At 63.2% G+C, this 18895-nt stretch carries 22 protein-coding genes and 1 tRNA gene; 5 read left to right on the top strand and 18 right to left on the bottom strand.

Annotation, left to right across the window (positions count from 1 at the left end):
• Nucleotides 1-9 precede the first annotated feature (9 nt).
• From V6N07_RS14665 to V6N07_RS14700, 8 genes are all read right to left on the bottom strand, one after another.
• On the bottom strand, nucleotides 10-267 hold the full coding sequence (locus V6N07_RS14665; protein ID WP_371157095.1) for a phage integrase N-terminal SAM-like domain-containing protein: 258 nt from the start codon (nucleotides 265-267) through the stop codon (nucleotides 10-12).
• Nucleotides 264-593, bottom strand: a complete 330-nt coding sequence (locus tag V6N07_RS14670; protein WP_371157097.1) for a hypothetical protein — start codon at nucleotides 591-593, stop codon at nucleotides 264-266. The genes V6N07_RS14665 and V6N07_RS14670 overlap by 4 nt, the downstream gene beginning before the upstream one ends.
• 82 nt (nucleotides 594-675) lie before the next feature.
• The gene (locus tag V6N07_RS14675) at nucleotides 676-1131 is read right to left on the bottom strand and encodes a hypothetical protein (protein WP_371157099.1); all 456 of its coding nucleotides are present in this window, start codon (nucleotides 1129-1131) and stop codon (nucleotides 676-678) included.
• 183 nt (nucleotides 1132-1314) lie between these two features.
• The gene (locus V6N07_RS14680) at nucleotides 1315-2073 is read right to left on the bottom strand and encodes a hypothetical protein (protein ID WP_371157101.1); all 759 of its coding nucleotides are present in this window, start codon (nucleotides 2071-2073) and stop codon (nucleotides 1315-1317) included.
• A 51-nt stretch (nucleotides 2074-2124) separates the two neighbouring features.
• Nucleotides 2125-2397 (bottom strand): hypothetical protein, encoded by a 273-nt coding sequence (locus tag V6N07_RS14685; RefSeq protein ID WP_371157103.1) that lies wholly within the window; start codon nucleotides 2395-2397, stop codon nucleotides 2125-2127.
• A 215-nt stretch (nucleotides 2398-2612) separates the two neighbouring features.
• A complete protein-coding gene (locus V6N07_RS14690) occupies nucleotides 2613-2948 on the bottom strand; it encodes a hypothetical protein (protein WP_371157105.1) in 336 nt (111 codons plus the stop codon).
• Nucleotides 2948-4471 (bottom strand): primase C-terminal domain-containing protein, encoded by a 1524-nt coding sequence (locus V6N07_RS14695; protein WP_371157107.1) that lies wholly within the window; start codon nucleotides 4469-4471, stop codon nucleotides 2948-2950. The genes V6N07_RS14690 and V6N07_RS14695 overlap by 1 nt, the downstream gene beginning before the upstream one ends.
• A 4-nt stretch (nucleotides 4472-4475) precedes the next feature.
• Nucleotides 4476-4688, bottom strand: coding sequence for a helix-turn-helix transcriptional regulator (locus tag V6N07_RS14700; RefSeq protein WP_371157109.1), 213 nt, complete (start codon nucleotides 4686-4688; stop codon nucleotides 4476-4478).
• Nucleotides 4689-4845: 157 nt separating this feature from the next.
• Between V6N07_RS14700 and V6N07_RS14705 the strand changes: the two genes are divergently transcribed.
• Nucleotides 4846-5268 (top strand): hypothetical protein, encoded by a 423-nt coding sequence (locus V6N07_RS14705; protein WP_371157111.1) that lies wholly within the window; start codon nucleotides 4846-4848, stop codon nucleotides 5266-5268.
• On the opposite strand, the gene V6N07_RS14710 is transcribed toward V6N07_RS14705, so the two are convergent.
• From V6N07_RS14710 to V6N07_RS14730, 5 genes are all read right to left on the bottom strand, one after another.
• Complete coding sequence (locus tag V6N07_RS14710; RefSeq protein ID WP_371157113.1) at nucleotides 5265-5969, bottom strand: hypothetical protein; 705 nt, start codon at nucleotides 5967-5969, stop codon at nucleotides 5265-5267. The two genes, V6N07_RS14705 and V6N07_RS14710, sit on opposite strands and share 4 nt — an antisense overlap.
• Complete coding sequence (locus tag V6N07_RS14715; protein WP_371157115.1) at nucleotides 5959-7155, bottom strand: tyrosine-type recombinase/integrase; 1197 nt, start codon at nucleotides 7153-7155, stop codon at nucleotides 5959-5961. The genes V6N07_RS14710 and V6N07_RS14715 overlap by 11 nt, the downstream gene beginning before the upstream one ends.
• A 445-nt stretch (nucleotides 7156-7600) precedes the next feature.
• Entirely contained in the window at nucleotides 7601-8398 is a 798-nt protein-coding gene (locus V6N07_RS14720) for an ATP-binding cassette domain-containing protein (RefSeq protein ID WP_371157117.1), read from the bottom strand.
• Complete coding sequence (locus tag V6N07_RS14725; protein WP_371157119.1) at nucleotides 8395-9480, bottom strand: ABC transporter permease; 1086 nt, start codon at nucleotides 9478-9480, stop codon at nucleotides 8395-8397. Before V6N07_RS14725 ends, V6N07_RS14720 begins: the two co-directional genes overlap by 4 nt.
• 119 nt (nucleotides 9481-9599) lie before the next feature.
• Nucleotides 9600-10619 carry a sugar ABC transporter substrate-binding protein gene (locus V6N07_RS14730; protein WP_371157121.1) on the bottom strand — a complete coding sequence of 340 codons (1020 nt, stop codon included), beginning with the start codon at nucleotides 10617-10619 and terminating at the stop codon, nucleotides 9600-9602.
• Between the two features lie 172 nt (nucleotides 10620-10791).
• On the opposite strand from V6N07_RS14730, the gene V6N07_RS14735 reads away from it, so the two are divergent.
• The gene (locus V6N07_RS14735) at nucleotides 10792-11988 is read left to right on the top strand and encodes an ROK family transcriptional regulator (RefSeq protein WP_371157123.1); all 1197 of its coding nucleotides are present in this window, start codon (nucleotides 10792-10794) and stop codon (nucleotides 11986-11988) included.
• 154 nt (nucleotides 11989-12142) lie between these two features.
• Here the strand turns inward: V6N07_RS14735 and V6N07_RS14740 are convergent, their stop codons facing one another.
• Nucleotides 12143-14170 carry a nidogen-like domain-containing protein gene (locus V6N07_RS14740; RefSeq protein ID WP_371157125.1) on the bottom strand — a complete coding sequence of 676 codons (2028 nt, stop codon included), beginning with the start codon at nucleotides 14168-14170 and terminating at the stop codon, nucleotides 12143-12145.
• Nucleotides 14171-14771: 601 nt separating this feature from the next.
• A tRNA-Tyr gene (locus tag V6N07_RS14745) sits at nucleotides 14772-14855 on the bottom strand.
• 109 nt (nucleotides 14856-14964) lie between these two features.
• Between V6N07_RS14745 and rlmB the strand changes: the two genes are divergently transcribed.
• The 3 genes from rlmB (at nucleotide 14965) to V6N07_RS14760 (ending at nucleotide 16700) form a co-directional block, all read left to right on the top strand.
• Nucleotides 14965-15753: a 23S rRNA (guanosine(2251)-2'-O)-methyltransferase RlmB gene (gene rlmB / locus V6N07_RS14750; protein WP_371157127.1), complete on the top strand. Its 789-nt coding sequence runs from the start codon at nucleotides 14965-14967 to the stop codon at nucleotides 15751-15753.
• Nucleotides 15746-16036, top strand: coding sequence for a hypothetical protein (locus V6N07_RS14755; protein ID WP_371157129.1), 291 nt, complete (start codon nucleotides 15746-15748; stop codon nucleotides 16034-16036). Before rlmB ends, V6N07_RS14755 begins: the two co-directional genes overlap by 8 nt.
• A gap of 190 nt (nucleotides 16037-16226) precedes the next feature.
• Nucleotides 16227-16700, top strand: a complete 474-nt coding sequence (locus V6N07_RS14760; RefSeq protein ID WP_371157131.1) for a CoA-binding protein — start codon at nucleotides 16227-16229, stop codon at nucleotides 16698-16700.
• 201 nt (nucleotides 16701-16901) lie between these two features.
• Here the strand turns inward: V6N07_RS14760 and V6N07_RS14765 are convergent, their stop codons facing one another.
• The 3 genes from V6N07_RS14765 to hisA form a co-directional block, all read right to left on the bottom strand.
• Nucleotides 16902-17210, bottom strand: coding sequence for a phosphoribosyl-ATP diphosphatase (locus V6N07_RS14765; RefSeq protein ID WP_371157133.1), 309 nt, complete (start codon nucleotides 17208-17210; stop codon nucleotides 16902-16904).
• Between the two features lie 3 nt (nucleotides 17211-17213).
• Nucleotides 17214-17975, bottom strand: coding sequence for an imidazole glycerol phosphate synthase subunit HisF (hisF, locus tag V6N07_RS14770; RefSeq protein ID WP_371157135.1), 762 nt, complete (start codon nucleotides 17973-17975; stop codon nucleotides 17214-17216).
• 76 nt (nucleotides 17976-18051) lie between these two features.
• Complete coding sequence (hisA, locus tag V6N07_RS14775; RefSeq protein ID WP_371157137.1) at nucleotides 18052-18771, bottom strand: 1-(5-phosphoribosyl)-5-[(5-phosphoribosylamino)methylideneamino]imidazole-4-carboxamide isomerase; 720 nt, start codon at nucleotides 18769-18771, stop codon at nucleotides 18052-18054.
• Nucleotides 18772-18895: the final 124 nt, after the last annotated feature.

Here is an 18895-nt window from a genome sequence, read left to right on the forward strand (position 1 = left end):
CAGTGTCTCTTAGTTGGCGGTCAGCGCGGCGCAGGCAACCTCCACCGATTGCGGCTTCACCGACTGCGCGAGGAACACGAACCAGCGGCGCACGTCGCGGTGGTCGGCCTTCCACACATCGGCGGGGGCGCAGGAGTCCGTGAAGCGCCGGAACCACCGGCCATATTCGCGCAGGGTCTTGGGGGCGTAGCCGCTGGTGGTACGGTAGCGACGGGCGGCCTCATCCAGCGCGACGATGTCGCCGCCGGGGCGTGCGAGGGCGCTCATGCCGCTTTGTACTTGAGGCACTGCATAGACTTGCTCCGGCGGGCGACGATCTTGCCGCCTTTCTTGAGCGCGTCGAGGATGGTCTGAACCGCGTCCACGGGCGCGGCGTGGGCGTCGGCCACCTGCGCCGCGCTGCGATACTTGCCCAGCGACAGGGCTTCCAGCACGTCCGCCTCGGTGGGGTCCGGCAGGTCGGCGCGCAGTTCTTCGAGGGTTTCGGCCAGCTTGGCCTTGGCGACGCCGGTGAGTTCCACCGGCTCCATGCCCTTGATCTTGCGGACCTTGTTGATGCGCTCCACCAGTTGCGCGGCGTTGAGGTTGGTCATGGCTGTTTTCTCCTGTGTGCTGGGGCGGCGTGCCCCGGTGCATTCAAGTTGGCAGGAGGTCTCTCGCGGCGAAATTAGCGTTCTAGAGAAAGTCCTGATACATCAGATGCTTGTTCACGCCGTCCGCGTTCCACTCGATGAAGATGCCGCGCATCAGCTCCGGTGTCATCAGCAGGGCGTCTCCCTCGCTGGCGGCTTCAAGCGCGGCATAACCGTAGCTTTCGGTGATCGGGAACGGCAGGTCGTTGAGCAGCGCAAGCGCCTTCCCGACGAAGAGATAATAGGTGGCATACTGCATGTAGCGGAAGTTGCGATACCAAGCCCTCCGCCGCTCGCCGCGTTCCTTTGCAAGGATCGTCGTCATGCTGTCGAAGGTGCGATAGAATGCCAGCGCGGCCTCTGCCCCCGGCTCGTCGCGGATGCGGTGGGCCAAGTGGTCCACCCAATGCACCACCTCTTCCGGCATGATGCGCAGCGGCTTGCGGTCGGTGTAGGTAAGATCGTCCTTAAGGGCGTAGGCGCAGGCGGCGTCGTTCATATTCTTCCTCCAATGCGGGGTCGTCCGGCGGCCCCAGTACCGCCCCCAGCCGGATCACGCGGCCCGCCGGGGGCCGGGGTGGCCGGGTGCCCCAACGATAGGCCGGTGCCCACACCACGGGCGGCACGGGCGGTTGCAGTAGCGCAGCGGCCCGCCGGAGCTGGCGGGCCATCGAGCGGCGGCTCAAGCCGGAACCTTGATGCGGATGTTGTCCGCCGGGTTGCGGCTGTCACCGATCAGCTTGCGGGTCATCGCCAGCGACAGAACGTAGCCGGGGTTTTCCACATCGGGCGCGGCCATGCGTTCGGCCAGCGGTATCACCTGCCCCAGCGCGCGGTCCAGAAGGCGGTGCATTTCCCGCCCGTTGGCCAGCCGCGCCCAGTCTTCGGCACGATGCGCTTCGGCATAGGCCCGCAGAGCCGCTGCGACGACCTCTGGGTCGGCACCCGCCAGCATCCCGAGGCCGGGGTCGGCGGCGGCTTGCAGGGGCAGCAGGTTGCCCGCCTTGGCCTGCCGGGTCAGGAAGTCGCGGCGTTCGGTATCCGACAGGCCTCGCAGATAAGCGCGCATCTCGCCCGCCTTTACCGCCGTGCCCGCATCGTCGGGGAGTGCCGGATACAGCGCAGCCTCGGCGCGGTCCATCGCGGTGGCCTCTGCGTCGGAGTCGGTCTGCATGGCCTTGGCAGAGGAATGCAATTCCCCGGCCAAGGCCCCGATCCGCTTCTTGCGCGCCACATCGTTCAGGTCGGGGTCGGCGGCCACCTGCGCCGCCTTGGCGTCGGCCACGGTCAGCGCGTCGTGCAGGTCCGACAGGATGGTGCCCAGCTTGTAGGCCGGGGTGCTGGCAACGCCCCCGTGGGGCACCTTGGCGGCAGCTCCAAGGTAGATGCTGGCTCCGAGGAAAGGCACGGTGAGCGGGATGTTATCGAATGTGTCTGCCATCTGGTTCGTCCTTTGTGGGTTAAGCGATCGCCAGACGGGCGGCCCGGCGACCTAGTGTTGCGTCGGGGCCTCCGCGAAGAGGTCGTCGGACGGGGGTTGCATTCCGGCCCGCTCCATGATCGCGCGCTGGTTCCGTTCCAGCACGTCCTGCTCGTACAGAGCGGACCACGCCTTGAGACCGTGGATGCCCGCGTAATAGGTCTTGTTGTCCAGGGTGCCCCGCATCCGCGCGTGGTACAGGCGAGCGACCTCCGCCCGCGCGTCGGATAGCGTGGTAAGAGGCCGCTGCTTGTGCAGGTAAGGAGAGGACGAACGGGTACCCATGCGCCCATTAGGGCAGGCCCGGACGGGAACGAAAGATGAAGTCGGGAGGGCAAACCGAAAAAAATCGGCACCGCCGATCCGACGTTTACCGGGACCAATTTTGCCGCCACCGCAGGGGGATGGTTTCGATCCGGCGGGCAAACTATACGTAAGCAGATTTAACGTAATAATTAATAATTTATTATTAGCTTCAATCCCCTCACGTAAATAGGCCACTACCGCTGCTCCTGCCTCGAAAGCCAGAACCGCATTGCGGCGGCAATATCGGCCTCCGAGGGGTTGTCGCCCAGCTTGCGAGCGAAGGCCTCTACGGCAGCCCCCAGCCGCTCTGGCGACCGAATGCGGCACAGCGCCCCCCATGCATAGGCTACGTCCGCCGCGACGGCTGGTGTGCAGGGTTCGCCCCGCATCACCGTGTAGAAGTCCGAGGCACTAAGCGTGCCATCCATCTGCAATCCCTCATAGGCCCGCCTGCGGCTGCCGAAGTGCGACAGGATCGCGTCGATGGTCTCTTTCTTCACCGCAGTGGTGCGGGTCCGGCTGGCAGGCATCAGTAGCCCTCCTCTTGCTCGAAGTTGGGAACGTCAAACTCCTCCTCGGAGTCTTCCTCTGGATAGGGAGGCCAAAGAGTGTCTATGTCGGTTCCCTTCACGGTATCCCGGCGAGGTTCGGCACTCCACTTACGGAGTAGGAAAAGAACAGTGCTTTGACTCAACTCGCGGAAGTTCCAAACCTGCAAACGCTTCATGAAGTGGAGTTGCCCCAGCTGAATCCACGGTTCCCCATCGACCCGGTGCAAGACGACCGCCCCGTCCAAAACTGCATCGGTCACTTCTGTCTTCCGAACGCGGACGTATTCGTACAAGTATTCGCGCAACCGCCCCACCGGGCCGCTATCGGTGGCGGAACTGACCTCTTCCACGTTGCGCAGCAGGTCTTTCACCAGCGCCGTCCAGTCTTTCTTCGGCATCTCGTCCAGCAGCACGCTCAGGTCTTCCACGCATCGGCGGATGAACTTGCCCTGATTGAGCAGGTGTTCCGTATCGGGCAGCAGCACGGTCTTGCCGTTCACTTCCACCGTCCAGAGCGGTTTCAATTCATCGGGTATCTTGCGCAGGTTCGCGACGGGCGGCGCATCCCCGATGCCGAATTTGCGGCGCAGGCATTCCATGCAGTTGCAGATGGGTTTCAGGACGCCGTTGCAGGCTGGCTCGTAGTCCTTCCGCAGCACGTTCTTTTGGATCGTCCGCACTTCGGCGTCCGGCAAGGGCGGGTCGAAGTGTTCCTCATTGGCGTCGCGCAGCACGTCCGCGAACCGTTCCGGCTCGTCGGTGACGCGCCTCGTATTGATCGCGTACTGGTGCATCCACTCGTTGCGCTCGCCGTCCAGCACGCCCTCGGCCATCTTGCGTTCGATGCAGGGTTGCCACTCCGCGTAGGGTCCGGCGTCCGTTTCCAGCGCCCTAAGAGAGTCCACTTCCGTCGCCACTTCCGCCGCCTTGGCGCACCACGCCACCTGATCCACGTACTCGCCGCGCCACAGGCCCCGGCGCGTGGTGCCGCAGAACGGCAGTGTCACGGTGCGGCCCGCGCCCTCCTTCTTCGCGGTGGCTGGGAACAGGTCGTACTTCTGCACGCGCAGCGCGGCGACGAAGGCGAACAGCACCGGCTGCACCTGGGCCATCGGCGTAGGCTTGCGGAAGAAGAACCAGACGTAGGCCCCGCCCGACTTCGACTCCGACACGAGGCAGGGCCATCCGAACTCTCGCGTCTGTGTCTCAATCCGCGCGGCCAAGCCGGGTTCGCCGTACTGGTCGATGTCGATACAGGCCCAGCGAACCTTGCTCTTGCCGTCCACGAAGGGGCAGACCGCCAGCGCGGGCTGGCCCAGCAGGTGCCGCCGAAAATCAGCCTTATCGGGCGCGCGCTTTTCCGTGGAGAAGGCGAACTCCACCTTACCGTTGTTGCGCACCTCGCCGGTCGGCTGCCCGAGGGCCAGCACCGACTGGTCGCATGGGAACGCCCGCATCAGCGCGTCCGGGCTGATGCTGCCCTTCTTGTTGGCCAACGGCATGGCGTCACCGCGCGTTGATGCGCGCGTTCAGCCAGTCGGCCACCTCGCTTTCGAGCCAGCCGACGCGGTTGCGCCCTATCTTCACCTGCTTGGGAAATTTACCAGCCTTCATCAGCCGGTGAATGTGAACGCGCGAGTAGGGAACCATCTTGTTCAGTTCCTGCCACGCGATGATCCTCGGGATCGTGGGTCGGTCTTCGTGAAATAGGTCTGCCATCGCGGGTGCTCCTGTATGGCGGTGTGCCCATGTTGTGCAGTGGCTTTACCCCGGCTCGCAAAACTCGTGCTTTTGGCAGGGCCGCAAATCACGAGTTTTGAGCGCGCAGTTCCGGCGGGGTAGCGACTTCCTATTCGCAAACAACGGAGTGACGAAAATGGAGAAACGAGTAAAGGAACCTTTCGACCTGCCGAAGCCGCTGGGTTTCGCGCAAGAATATCAGCTATTCAGATTTCAGCCGTGCCTGATCCGCATCCTTGAAAACGGCGTCCACGAAGACGGCACGCCCCTTCGTCCTTGGGGACTGCGGAAGAAGATAATGTACGAGCTGATGAAGAATGCCTTCCGGCGATTCGAAGACGACGACATGGAAGAGGTTCTATACGCCGCGAACGAGGCGCGCTTCTTCCCACCGCTGTCCGACGAAGAGATGCAGGAAGTGCTGGACACCATAGGCGATGGGACGTTCTTCAATATGGTGGATTGCGACGGCTACATCGGCCTCTACTGCAATCGGGCGCTCTGCGAGACGAAGCCTGTCGGCCTCGGGAAATGGCCACGGGATGAGTGGTACGACTAATCGGCGGTGGGGCGGCGCGCTCGTCGCCCCTTCCGCGCCCGCGTCTCCAGAATACTGCGTACTCCGCGCGCCGCCTGCACGCCCTTCGCCTCGCGCACGATCCCATACAGAAATGCCGTGTAAGGGTCCATGGGGTGGTGCGCCGGGGAGGCGCTGTCCGCAGGATTGCCGTGTTCGTCGGTGGTCGGGTTCTCGTCGAAGCGCCACTTCTTCGATCCGGGCCAGCACTCATCCAGCGTCGCCACGAGTTCGAAAACCTCCTTATTCGTGTTTCCGTCGATCTTTGCCGGAGCATGCGCCGCGCGGATCAGCGCGTGCAGGTCGTCGAAGGCGTTCAGCAAGTCGAAGACGATTTCGGCGGCGCGTTCCCGATCCTCGGCGCGCCGGAGGGTAACTGCCGCTTCGACTAGGTCGGTCTGCGTGCCCATGTGATCCAGATGCTCCGAGACGGTCTTTGCCGCGCGGCGGAGGGTGTCGAGCGACCCGCGCTCGTCCAACTCATCCCAATATCCCTCGCCCTGCGCCCGCAACACGCGCTCGACGGCTTCCGCCACCGCGTCGGGGTCCGCCCCGTGTCGACTGGCAATTTTGCGTACCTCGGGAATCACATCCGGGAGGCGGTCGGGACGAGCCTCCCGCATCCCACGAGCAGGAAGGTCGCGCAGAAATGCCTCGAAGGCTTTCCGCTCTTTAGCCTTCATCCCCCACCACCTCCCCCAGACGTTCGCCCCACGCCGTCAGCGCCACTTTCTTTTCCTCGATGTAGGTGTACCGATTGTATCGGGTGGTCACGCCGCGCGGGGCGTGGTTCAGCACCCTGCCGATAATGTCGTCCACCACGCCGAGGGCCGCCATGCCGGTGGCGCAGGTGCGGCGCAGGTCGTGGTAACGCCAGTCGCCGAAGCCCACCGCCGCGTCGAACTCCGCCTTGGCTTTGCTGTAGCCGCGGATATGGTTCGCCCCGGCGCTGGTAGAAAAGATATGCGGTCCCGATTGGCGGGGGCACTCCGCGAGGATCGCCAATGCGATCTCGCTGAGTGGCACCACATGCGCCCGCGCCGCCTTGGTCCGTTCTTTGGGCATCACCCATGTGTCGCCTTCCACCTCGTCCGACGTCATTGCGGCAACCTCCGTCCGGCGTTGCCCGGTCGCCAGCAGCAGCCGCGCCCAGTGGCCGAAGGGGTAGCCGATTTCCAGCGCAGCGTTCCAGACCGCCCGCACCTCGTCGTCGGACAACACCCGGTCGCGGGACACGGGGCGCACCGGCGGCTTGGCGCGCATAGCCGGGTTCACCTCCACAATGTCGTGGTCCAGCGCCCAGTTGTACATCGCGCGCAGAACCTTCAGCACATTCTCCGCCGCCACCGGCCCGCCCGTGGCCACGCCGCCCCGACCCTTGCCGCCCGACTTGTCGCCACGCTTCACCGCTACCTCTTGCAGCATCTGCGTCACATCTAGCTTGCTGACCCTATCGGGCCGCCGGGTGCCCCAGCGCGAGACGACGTGCACCTGTAGCTGCGATTCTTGTGCCCGCCACGTCTTGTTGTTCGGTCGGCAGTGCTGTTCCACGAAGGCGCTGGCCAATTCTTCGACTGTGGTGGTTCGCGCCGCCTTGGGCCTGCGCGGGTCCACCCCACGCTGCAGGGTTTCCATCTTGTCGCGGGCGATCTTTCGGGCGTTGGCAAGCCCCAGTGCAGGGTATCGGGCTTCCAGAGTTTCCCGCACCTGTTTGCCATTCACCCTGTAAATCAGACACCAAGACTTCGCCCCGCCGCTGGCCACGCGCAGGCCGAACCCCGGCAACAGCCCGTCCCAGTATTCAGTGCGGCCCGCGTCGGGCGGCTTCACTTTATCCACGAAGGCGGCGGTGAGGTTCTGCTTGGGCATGGCGGATGCCGGGAGTAGCTTCGGGTCGGCGGGTAACAAACGGGGTAACAGTTAGCCCGTAAACCCACGCTACCGCATGTTACCCGGCGTTCGCCAGAAGTATTCCTAACGCAACAAATTCAAGCAACTAGGTTATCCGGCGAGGGTTGGGGTTACACTCAAATCGGCGCTTGCCAAGGTTAGGGTCGGGCGTTCGAATCGCCTCGCCCGCTCCAATTTGGTCCTGCTTACCCCAGCAGGTCAGCAAAGGCCGCCTTCGGGCGGCCTTTCTGCTTTTCCGGACCGGCTTTCCGGACACGTGTCGCTTTCATCCATGCCAATGCCCCTGCGCGTTCGCCGGGTCGGTTTGCCATTCGGCCGTCAGGCGTCCCTCGACACGATCAGGCCCCGTCCTGATGTGCAGAACGGGGCCACAGCGGCGTCTCGGGACGAAGACGGGTCGATATCAGGTCTCTGGCGCCTCCTTGGCACCTGTCATGAAGGCCACGGCATCGGACATCGTGTAGTCCTTCGGATCGATCACGCAGAGCCGTTTGCCCAGCCGGTGCACGTGAATGCGGTCGGCAACCTCAAACACGTGGGGCATGTTGTGGCTGATCAGGATGATCGGAATGCCGCGCGACCGGACATCCAGGATCAACTCCAGCACGCGGCGCGATTCCTTGACGCCAAGGGCCGCCGTCGGCTCATCCAGGATGATGACCTTGGATCCGAAGGCCGCCGCCCGGGCGACCGCCACCCCCTGCCGTTGTCCACCTGACAAGGTCTCGACCGCCTGATTGATGTTCTGAATGGTCATCAGGCCCAGTTCGGACAGCTTGTCACGGGCAATACGCTCCATCTCGGGGCGGTCCAGCTGTCGCAGGAACCTGCCTCGGAACCCCGGCTTGCGGATTTCGCGCCCCATGAACATGTTGTCGGCGATCGAAAGCGCGGGCGACATGGCAAGCGTCTGATAGACCGTCTCGATCCCTTCCTTCCGGGCATCGGTGGGGGATGTGAATTGGATCTTGCGCCCCTCGAGGAAAACCTCCCCCTCATCCGGGATAACCGCGCCCGAGATGGCCTTGATCAGCGACGATTTGCCTGCGCCGTTGTCCCCGATCACGGCAAGGATTTCACCGGGGTAGAGGTCGAAGTCGCAATGGTCGAGCGCCGTGACCCTGCCATATCGTTTGACCAGTCCACGGCCCTTCAGGATGGGTTCGATAGACCCGTTCGCGATGTTTTCCATCAAGCTCATGCCGAAATCTTTCTGATCCACTGGTCTACCGCGACGGCACTGATGATCAGTGCGCCGATGAGGAGATACGTCCACTGCGCGTCGGCCCCGGCAAGCCGCAGGCCCAGCGTGAACACCCCGACGATAAGTGCCCCGAAGAGAGGCCCCATGATCGATCCGCGCCCACCGAACAGCGAGATTCCCCCGATCACGACGGCCGTGATGCTTTCGATGTTCAGCAACTGGCCGGATGTCGGGCTGACCGATCCGATACGACCGATCAGGGCCCAGCCCGCGATCGCGCAGATGAAGCCGGTCGTCGCATAGACCGAGATGAGCGTGCGCTTGACGTTCACACCCGACAGCTGCGCGGCCTCGGGGTCATCGCCCACCGCGTAGATATGCCGTCCCCAGGCCGTATGCTTGAGCATGTAGGCCAGAACGGCAAAGATGAGGACCATGGCGATCACGCCAAAGGTGAATGTTGCCCCACCACGGCCATCCGCATCGGCCCCGATCTTGAAGGTCGCGCCGAGGAACTGCAAAAGCGGCGCGTTCTGCTCAATGTCCTGCGAACGGATCGTCTCGTTCGCGGAATAAAGGAAGTTGGCGGCCAGAACGATCTGCCACATCCCGAGCGTGACGATGAATGGCGGCAGCTTCATGACGGCGACCAACCAGCCGTTGAACGACCCGATCAACGTCCCGACCGCAAGGCCGATCGCCACCGAGATCTCGACCGGGATGCCATAGCGAAACGTGAACTGCCCCATGATGACACTGGACAGGACGGCAATCGCGCCAACGCTCAGGTCGATGCCCGCCGTCAGGATCACGAGGCTCTGGGCCGCGGCGACGATCCCCACGATCTGCACCTGCTGCAGGATCAGCGTCAGCGCGAAGGGCGACAGGAACTTGGACTGCAAGAGGATTGCGAACAGGACGACCGAGGCGATCAACACGAACAGCGGGACCAGCGCCGGGTTCACGTGCAGAGCATGCTGCAGCCGGAAAAAGGCCCCCTTGCGCTCGGAAAAGGTTGCCACCTCGTCGGCTGTCGGCGGCTTGATGGCGGCTTCGTAGTTGTCGGAGTTGCCGGACACAGCACGATCCCCTCGATTTTCTGGATTTTCGATGCAGCCCCCTTCGCAAGAGGGCATTCGGGGCGGGAGATTCTCCCACCCCTGTCGCCGCTTCCTGAAACGGATGCGGACGGGTCAGATCAGCCCCAGCACAGGTCCTTGCCTTCGGAGACCGAGATGCTGTCGACGCCGTCGGCGGGGGAGTCGGTGACAAGCGCGACGCCCGTGTCGAAGAAATCCTTGCCCGGCGTATTCTCCGGCAGGGTGCCGTCGGCGGCGTATGCGGCAATCGCCTCGACGCCCAAGGCCGCCATGCGCAGGGGATACTGCTGCGACGTGGCGCCGATCACACCGTCGGCGACGTTCTGCACACCGGGGCAGCCGCCATCGACCGACACGATAAGGACGTCGTTCTCGCGCCCGATGGACCGCAGCGCCTCATAAGCACCGGCAGCGGCAGGTTCGTTGATCGTGTAGACCACGTTGATGGTCGGATCGACGGCAAGGAGGTTCTCCATGGCGCGGCGCCCGCCCTCTTCGTTTCCGGCGGTGACATCGTTGCCGACGATCCGGGGATCATCCTCATCGCCGTTCACGTTCGGATCGGCCAGATCGATGCCGAAGCCCTGCAGAAAGCCCTGATCCCGCAGAACGCCAACCGTCGGCTGGGACACCGCGAGGTCCAGCAGCGCAATACGCGCATCGGCGGCGGCATCCCCCAATTGTGCCGCGGCCCATTGGCCGATCAACTCGCCAGCGAGGAAGTTGTCCGTCGCGAAGGTTGCGTCGGCGGCGTCGACGGGGTCGAGGGGCGTATCCAGCGCGATCACCAGCAGACCGGCGTCGCGCGCCTGTGTCACGGCACCGACGATCGACGACGTGTCGGACGCAGTCAGCAGGATGCCCGACGCGCCATCCGCGATGCATGTCTCGATCGCCGCCACCTGTGTCTCGTGGTCGCCGTCGATCTTGCCGGCATAGGACTTGAGGGTGATGCCTGCCTCGGCGGCGGCCGCCTCGGCACCTTCGCGCATCTTGACGAAGAAGGGGTTGGTGTCGGTTTTCGTGATCAGGCAGGCGGAAACGGAATGGCCATCCGCCATCGCGGAACCGGCGGTCGTGATAGCAGCAAGTGCGCTGCCGATAAGCAACTTTTTCATGATGTCCTCCCAGACGATTTGCATGCCGGGGCCTCCACCCCGACAAAAGGACGGCCTGCGTAGATGAGCCGCTGTCCTTTCTAAACGCGATCCACAGGACCCTGTCAATTAATTAGTTAAGTTTTCTTATTTATCAGTTTACCAAGGTTTCGCGCCTCACTACGATGTCGCCATGCAAGGCGGACCCGTCAGATCCATCAGCACTGGGCTGAGCCAGAAAGGCGTTCGTGATCATAACGAACGGCTTCTCCTGTCGCTGCTGCAACGTCATGGGCCAATGCCGGGCAGCGATCTGGCGCGCTTGGCCGCCCTGTCGCCGCCGACCGTGTCCAGCATCCTCAGACGCCTCGAAGCCGAGGGCATCCTTGAACGAGGGGACCCGGTGCGCGGCAGGGTCGGCAAGCCGTCGATCCCGATGCGCCTGTCCTCGGACGGCGTATTTTCCTTCGGCCTCAAGATCGGACGCAGGTCCGCCGATCTGGTTCTGATCGATTTCAACGGCACACTGCGTAAGGAGTGGCAGCTGACGTATCAGGTGCCTGTCGTCGCCGACATCCTGACCTTTCTGGAAGACGGCGTGCGCAGCATCGTCGAGGACATGGAGCCAGCCCTCGCGCTGCGGATCTGTGGCCTCGGGATCGCTGCTCCGTTCGAGATGTGGAACTGGCCCGACAGGTCCGCCGATTTCGCCGCCGCCGCCGCAGCCTGGTCAGACCTCGACATCAAGGCCGAAGCAGAGGTCCGGACCGGCCTGCCCGTCTTCCTGCTCAACGATGCGACCGCGGCCTGTCACGCCGAGCAGACGTATGGACGCGGCAAGGAGTTTCAGGACTACGCCTATTTCTTCATCGGGGCGTTCATCGGCGGCGGCGTCGTCCTGAACAACTCGGTCTTCGAAGGACGTCAGGGCAACGCGGGCGCGCTTGGATCCCTGCGCAGTATCGGCCCCCACGGGGAAAGCATGCAGCTGGTCGACATGGCCTCCATCCATCAGCTGGAACTGCGCCTGCATGAGGTCGATCTCGACCCCCAGCAGCTCTGGCTCGATCCTGAAAGCTGGTACAGCCTGTCGCGATATGTGGACCCTTGGCTTGGCCAGACGGCGCAGGAACTGGCCAAGGCGGCCCTGTCGACCTGTTCCGTCATCGACTTCGAGGCAATCCTGATAGACGGCGCATTTCCGGCATCCATCCGCAGCGATCTGGTCAAACGTGTGCGCCGCTATGTCATGACCCAAGACGCGCGCGGTCTGATCAAACCCCGCATAGAGAGCGGCAGCATCGGTGGCAAGGCCCGCGCCATCGGGGCCGCGACACGGCCGATCGGGGCGCAATTCATGATGCAGGCCAGCCTTGCGATGACAATCTGACGAAAGTCGCCACCCCGGCCCAGGCAGGCCGGGGAAGCGGATCTTCAGGCCGGTCGGCGGCGGCGGGTGCCGCCTTGGACTCAAGAAACCCGAACCGGAACATGGGCGCCGTCGGCGATTTTGCCATCCACGCCCGTTCCATGTCGATTCCCCGTCAGAACAGCGTCAGGTCGATGAATTCCCCGTCGGTGCCCAGCGGGCTGTCGGGCAGATACATCACGAGTTGTTCGATCTGTGACGGGTTGTTGAAGGTGAACATGGTCTGAGCAATGCCGCCCGACGGACCGATCCGCACGAGCGAAAGGCTTTCGTATTCGGCAACACTACCGTCCAGATCGTACATGCGCTGCCCGACAAGGCGCATGGATTCGCTGGAAAAGGCGGTTCCGGTCAGCACAAGGATATCACCGTCATCGGCGCTGTAGTCTTCGATGCAGGATACATCGGCGCTGTAGGACGTGGTCATGAACCGGTCCGCCCCGGGCCCGCCGGTAAGCGTGTCGTCACCAAGGCCACCGAACAGGAAATCGTCACCGACACCGCCGTTCAGCAGGTCGTCACCGGTGCCGCCGAGCAGGGTGTCATTGCCGGTGTTCCCGTCGATGATGTCGTTCCCGTGCCCACCGAAGACCGAGTCATCGCCGTCGCCAGCGTAGATCGTATCATCCCCCAGATCGCGGGAGACGTCGGATTCGACGACATTTCGGTCATCACCCAGGATTGTATCATCGCCCGAACCACCGGCGATCAAATCCTCGCCGTCACGCCCGCGTAAATGGTCATCCCCATCACCGCCGAGAATCTCATCACGGGTATGCCCACCAACGATCCTGTCGTCGCCCTCCATCCCGTAAAGCTCGCTCGTGTAGTAGTAATAGCTATAAGCGTCGCCGTCTTTCAGAATGATATCGTCGCCCGTACCGGCATAGACAGTGTCGCCCCCGGACCCTGCGTAAATCGTGTCATCGCCAGCACCAGCCAGCACGTAGTCGTTGCCGGAGCCGCCATTAATCTGATCGTTACCGTCGCCTGTATACAGCGAGTCGCGTCCGTCGCCGCCCAACAGCAGATTGTCACCATTGCCGCCATAGATCAGGTCGTTGCCATGACCGCCCTCGACCGTGTCGTTGCCATCACCAGAATTCAGCGTATCGTTTCTATCGCCGCCATCGATATTATCATCCCCGCTGCCGGTGGTGACGTAATCGTCGCCATCTTCGGCACTGATGCGGTTTGCCCCCTCGCCGGCATGGATCGTATCGTCTCCGGGCCCCCCGGCGACGGTATCATCCCCCTCGCCGGCGCCAATCGCGTCGTCCCCCGCGGCGCCCTGGATCAGATCATGGCCGGTGCCGCCGATCAGCTGATCATCGTCGTCGCGGCCAAGCAGCGTGTCGTCGCCCGCCCCCCCGATCAAGGTGTCGGCACCTGAATCACCGTCCAACCAATCGTCCCCGTCCAGCCCCTGCAACACGTCGGCACGCAACCAGCCATCCAGCGTGTCATTCCCATCGGTTCCGACAAGGCGCCGCGAAGACAGCACCAGATCCTCTGCCGTCAGCTCTCCATCCTCGATGCGGAACTGCCAAACACCATAGACGCCGGTATTGCCCGTGATGTTGTCCCATGTGCTCGGGGTCGAGTTTATATAGCCGAGCGGCGGGCGCACCGTTTCGCCATCGAACCGAAAAAAGCTCGCGTTTGTCCGTTCCGGGCGATTTTCATAATAAGGCGACTGCATGTCGTCATAACGAAAGATCACCTCGGCATCGGCATCACCCCGATCGATGATTTCGACCTGAAAGCTGTTGAGGCCTCCACGCCATCGGCCGTTGGACACTCCATTCCATGTAACAATCAGAGAGTCGCGGGCCGTATCCGCATTGATCCAGACACCGCGATCGACAACATCTGCCGAGTCACGATCAATCTCCTGCGAAAAACTGGTAGCTGCGATATAGGTATCCTGCCAGCCAAGACCATTGCCGAACTGGATCCGACCATTCGCGTTGACCCGCATCCCGGTGTAGACGGTATCGCCCAAGGTCAGACCGTCTTCGAAGATGTCCGAAATCTCGAACCAAGTCCCCCAATAATAATTGCTGTTTGGCGCGCGAACGCCGCCATCGCCCGCGAAAGGCAAAAGATCACTGCTGGTAAAGGTGGAAAAATCGATACTCATCGCTTTATGCAACTCCGCTTTTGCATTGCTTTATAATATGTTAGGATAATTGGCATTCTTGCACAATGCGCCTTTGAACCCCGTTTGCACAGGGACACCCTTAAATAGAAGAAAGCAGCTTTTACCCTGCCCCTGCAGGGGCGCGATCCGTCGCAACCGTTAATTTTCCTCCGGGATATTGCCGATACAAAGCGAAAGGCGCACCACGTAGGAAAGTTCGATCATCGGCATGCGCTTTTGCGGATCCTTGCCATGCTCGGTGGATATCCGCGAACGAGACAAAGCAATCGTGCACAGTCAACTCGCAGATTGCGATGACTGACGCAGCGGAATGGATGATTTCCCGAAAATCTGCGCATCGACTTAAGTCACAAGCAAACACGGCCAATATTCTGCATTCGGAAAGAGCGGAACTTCCACTAGCTCCTCGACCATCTCAGATTTGGCCGGTTTCGCTCATCAGTTCTGCTTGGGATGCTCAAATTGGAAAATCGCTTTCGCACCGCGCATGGATGCCAAAGAACGTATTGACCAGACGAGGCCAAAGGCGGCATCGGGAAGGGTAAACCCTTCGCGGCCAAGCCGATGACCTCGTGAAAAATGGTGGGCGACCCTGGAATCGAACCAGGCGTGAGTCGCCTCGAGGGAGTTACAGTCCCCTGCCACACCTTGCGGCCTGTCGCCCACTGCGCGCCGAAGTACTCACCTTCGCCGATGGGGTCAAGCGGTGTTATGGCCTGTTTCTCGGGCGGGTGCTAAGGAAGGCATCCAGAGCTGATCCGAAGGTGAGAGAGATGGCGCAAAAGCCGAAATGGGTGGTCGAGAAGGAGCGGGACAGGCGTGCCGCGGCCAGTGCGACCGTATGGCTGTTCGGCCTGCATGCGGTGCGGGATGCCTTGCAGAACCCGATGCGTGATCGCCTGCGCCTGGTGCTGACGAAGAATGCGGCTGATCGTCTGGGCGACGCCGTCCCTGCCAGCGGCATGACCCCGGAAATCGCGGACCCACGACGCTTTCCCGTGCCCCTCGACCCCGGCAGCGTACACCAAGGCGCAGCGCTGGAGGTCAAACCACTCGATTGGGGCAAGCTGGACGACCTTGCCCGCCCAGGCCCCGGGGCCCCGGTCATCGTCCTGCTCGACCGGGTGACGGACCCGCACAACGCCGGCGCGATCCTGCGCTCTGCCGAAGTGTTCGGCGCCCGTGCCGTGGTCGCCCCTGCCCGCCATGCCGCGCCTGAAACCGGCGCCTTGGCCAAAACGGCAAGCGGTGCACTGGAGCGGCAGCCATATGTCCGGGTTGGCAATCTTGGCGACGCGATGGAGCGGCTGAAGGATCTTGGCTACACCATCGTCGGCCTGGACGGCGAGGCGCCGGAAACCCTGCACGAGGCGGCGCAGACGCTGGCGACCACGCCGACGGCCATCGTGCTGGGGGCCGAGGGGCCAGGCCTTCGCGACCGGACCAAATCGCTGTGCGACCGCATGGTGCGCGTCGACCCGGCGGGGGCCTTCGGGTCCCTGAACGTCTCGAACGCGGCCGCTGTCGCCCTCTATGCGCTGACGGAGCCTCGCGATGCCTGACGCCAAGGTCGCGACCTGCTGCTACTGCAACCGTCGCACCACATTGCGCGCCACGGCGAGCGATGGTCATGCGCTGGCCTGTGCATCCTGCGGGGCGCCGCTGACCCGGATGAAATCCCTGCGCCCCGAAACCGCACGGGCGGCGGCGGCCCATCCACCGGTCAAGCACCCCGTTCCGGTGAAGAAGGACAAGAAGAAGAAGTCCAAGAAAAAGACCCGAAAGGGCATGTTCCATCGCCTGTTGGAGGAGGCATGGGACGGCTTGGAAGACATCTTCGACTGACCCCGAAACCGGGTCCCGGAAAAATTGTCGAAATGACATGGCCGTGAGGGAACCTTTTCCGATCCATGACGTTTCCTAGATACCTGAGAGGGCGACGTCGGAACACGCGTCCTCAGTTCACTGTCCCTCGTTCCACACTTTGGCCCGCGTCTTCATTGCCGCGGGCCTCTTTTTCTGCTCCGCTCCGATCATGACCTCAACGCCCTCCGACGCGCTGCTGCGCGATGTCCTGACCCGCGCCCGCTCCGTCGCCTGCGTGGGGGTCTCGCCCAATCCCGTCCGGCCCAGCCACTTCGTCGCACGGTATCTGTCCCTGCGCGGTTACCGCGTGGTGCCGGTCAATCCGACATGCGCCGGCACGACCCTGTTCAAAGAAGAGGTCGTGCCGGATATCGCCAGCATTTCCGGTCCGGTCCATATCCTCGATATATTCCGCAAGCCGGAGGCCGTGCCCGCCCTCGTCGAAGACGGGCTGGCGCGATTGCCTGATCTGGTCTGCGTCTGGCTTCAGATCGGCATCGTCAGCCCCGAAGCCGAGGCAATGTGCGCCGCCGCCGGTGTGCCCATCATTCAGGACCGTTGTCCGAAGATAGAATACCAGCGGCTTTTCGGAGAGTTGCGCCAGGGTGGTTTTGCGACCGGCATCATCAGTTCGCGACTTTAGCGCCACGCTTGAACGCTTTGTCCCCGATTGAGCGACCATCCTGTCTGGACGCCCGCCACGATTCTCCCTAGGGTTGATGCGTTGTCGGGTGGTCGGTTTGCAGGTTGGCTGCCGTGGCAATACGCAAGACGGCGCAATGGATCCGCACCCAGCGCGTCGTCTTGCACTTCTGGCATCGCTCTTTCGTCAGCAGACCCGCGCCTAGCGCGATGCCTTTTCGGCAATGCCGGACGTGCCATCGCGGCGGGCCAGTTCCTGCATGACCTGATCCAGCGTCACGCCTCGCGCCGCCAGCATCACGCAGAAATGGAACAGGACGTCGGCGCCCTCGCTTACCAGGCCGTCGGCATCACCCTTCACGGCCTCGATGATGGCCTCGATCGCCTCCTCACCGAACTTTTCCGCGCATTTCTCAGGCCCCTTCGACAACAGTTTTGCCGTCCAGCTTTCGCTTGGGTCGGCGTCTTTGCGGGCCTCGACGGTGGCGAACAGGCGATCGATCTGGTGCATGGGTCACTCCATCCGCATGGGAATGCCGGCGGCCGCCATATGGGCCTTTGCCTCGGCAATGGTGTAGGTGCCGAAATGAAAGATGGACGCGGCCAGAACCGCACTTGCCCCGCCTTCCGTCACGCCTTCGACCAGATGGTCCAGCGTGCCGACACCGCCGCTGGCGATGACTGGGATCGAGACCGCATCCGATACCGCCCGCGTCAGCGGCAGGTTGAAGCCCGCCTTCGTGCCGTCACGATCCATGGAGGTCAGCAATATCTCGCCCGCTCCCTTCTGCATCGCCTTCCGGGCAAACTCCACGGCGTCGATGCCGGTCGGCTTGCGCCCCCCGTGGGTGAAGATCTCCCATCTGCCGGGCGCGACCGTCTTGGCATCGATCGCGCAGACGATGCACTGACTTCCGAACTTGTCCGCCGCCCGCGCAAGGACGTCGGGGTCGGCCACGGCGGCTGAATTGAAGCTGACCTTGTCTGCCCCGGCCAGAAGCAGGTTGCGCACATCGTCGACGGTCCGCACGCCCCCGCCAATCGTCAGTGGCATGAAGCAGGCCTCTGCCGTGCGCGTGGCAAGATCATACATGGTGCCGCGGTTCTGATGGGTCGCGTGGATGTCGAGAAAGCACAGCTCATCCGCGCCGGCGGCATCATAGGCCCGCGCCGATTCGACGGGATCGCCCGCATCGACCAGATCGACGAAGTTGACACCCTTCACCACACGGCCATCGGCCACATCGAGGCAGGGAATTATGCGCGTCTTCAGCATGTCGCGTTCCTAGTGGCAGGCGATGCGAGGGAAGATACCACCGCACCCTTGGATGAAAACAACAGGGCGGTCGGCGTCAGTCGCGAAGCGCGGCGAGCGCCGCGCCCAGATCGATGGCCCCATCATACAGCGCCCGCCCCGAGATGGCCCCTGCGATGGTGCCCTGCGCCTTTAGGCGTTGCAGATCGCCAAGGGACGACACGCCCCCACTTGCGATCACGGGAATATCGACGGCGCGTGCCAGTGCATCCGTCGCCTCCACGTTCGGGCCGCCCATGGCACCGTCCCGGTCGATATCCGTATAGATGATGGCCGCGACGCCCGCGTCCTCGAACCGGCGGGCCAGATCCGTGGCCGTGACGTCGGTTTCCTCGGCCCAGCCCTTTGTTGCGACCATGCCCTTTCGGGCGTCGATACCGACCGCCACCTGCCCGGGAAAGGCACGGGCCGCGGCGCGCACCAGATCAGGATCCTCGACAGCCACGGTTCCAAGGATGACGCGGGCCAACCCCTTGGACAGCCACCCTTCGATGGTCGCCATGTCCCGAATGCCGCCGCCCAGCTGGGCCGGCACATCAAGCGCGGCAAGGATCGCCTCGACCGCCGCGCCATTGACGGGTGCCCCCGCAAAGGCGCCATTCAGATCGACAAGATGGACCCATTCGCAGCCCGCGTCCTGAAAGCTGCGGGCCTGCGCCGCCGGATCGTCGCTGAACACCGTGGCGCTGTCCATCTCTCCATGCACGAGGCGCACGGCCTGGCCGTCTTTCAGATCGATGGCGGGATAGAGGATCATGGTGCGCTCCGTCGGACTGCTGTCGCGGCGCTTGTGCCGCAATCCTCCGCCAGAGGGAAGCATCTGCCGAAACGTCACACTTGCACGCCAGCCGTCGCTGATCGCAGGCTGGGATCAGTCTGGG

This window comes from Jannaschia sp. 2305UL9-9 (genome assembly GCF_041403465.1).
GTDB lineage: Bacteria > Pseudomonadota > Alphaproteobacteria > Rhodobacterales > Rhodobacteraceae > Jannaschia.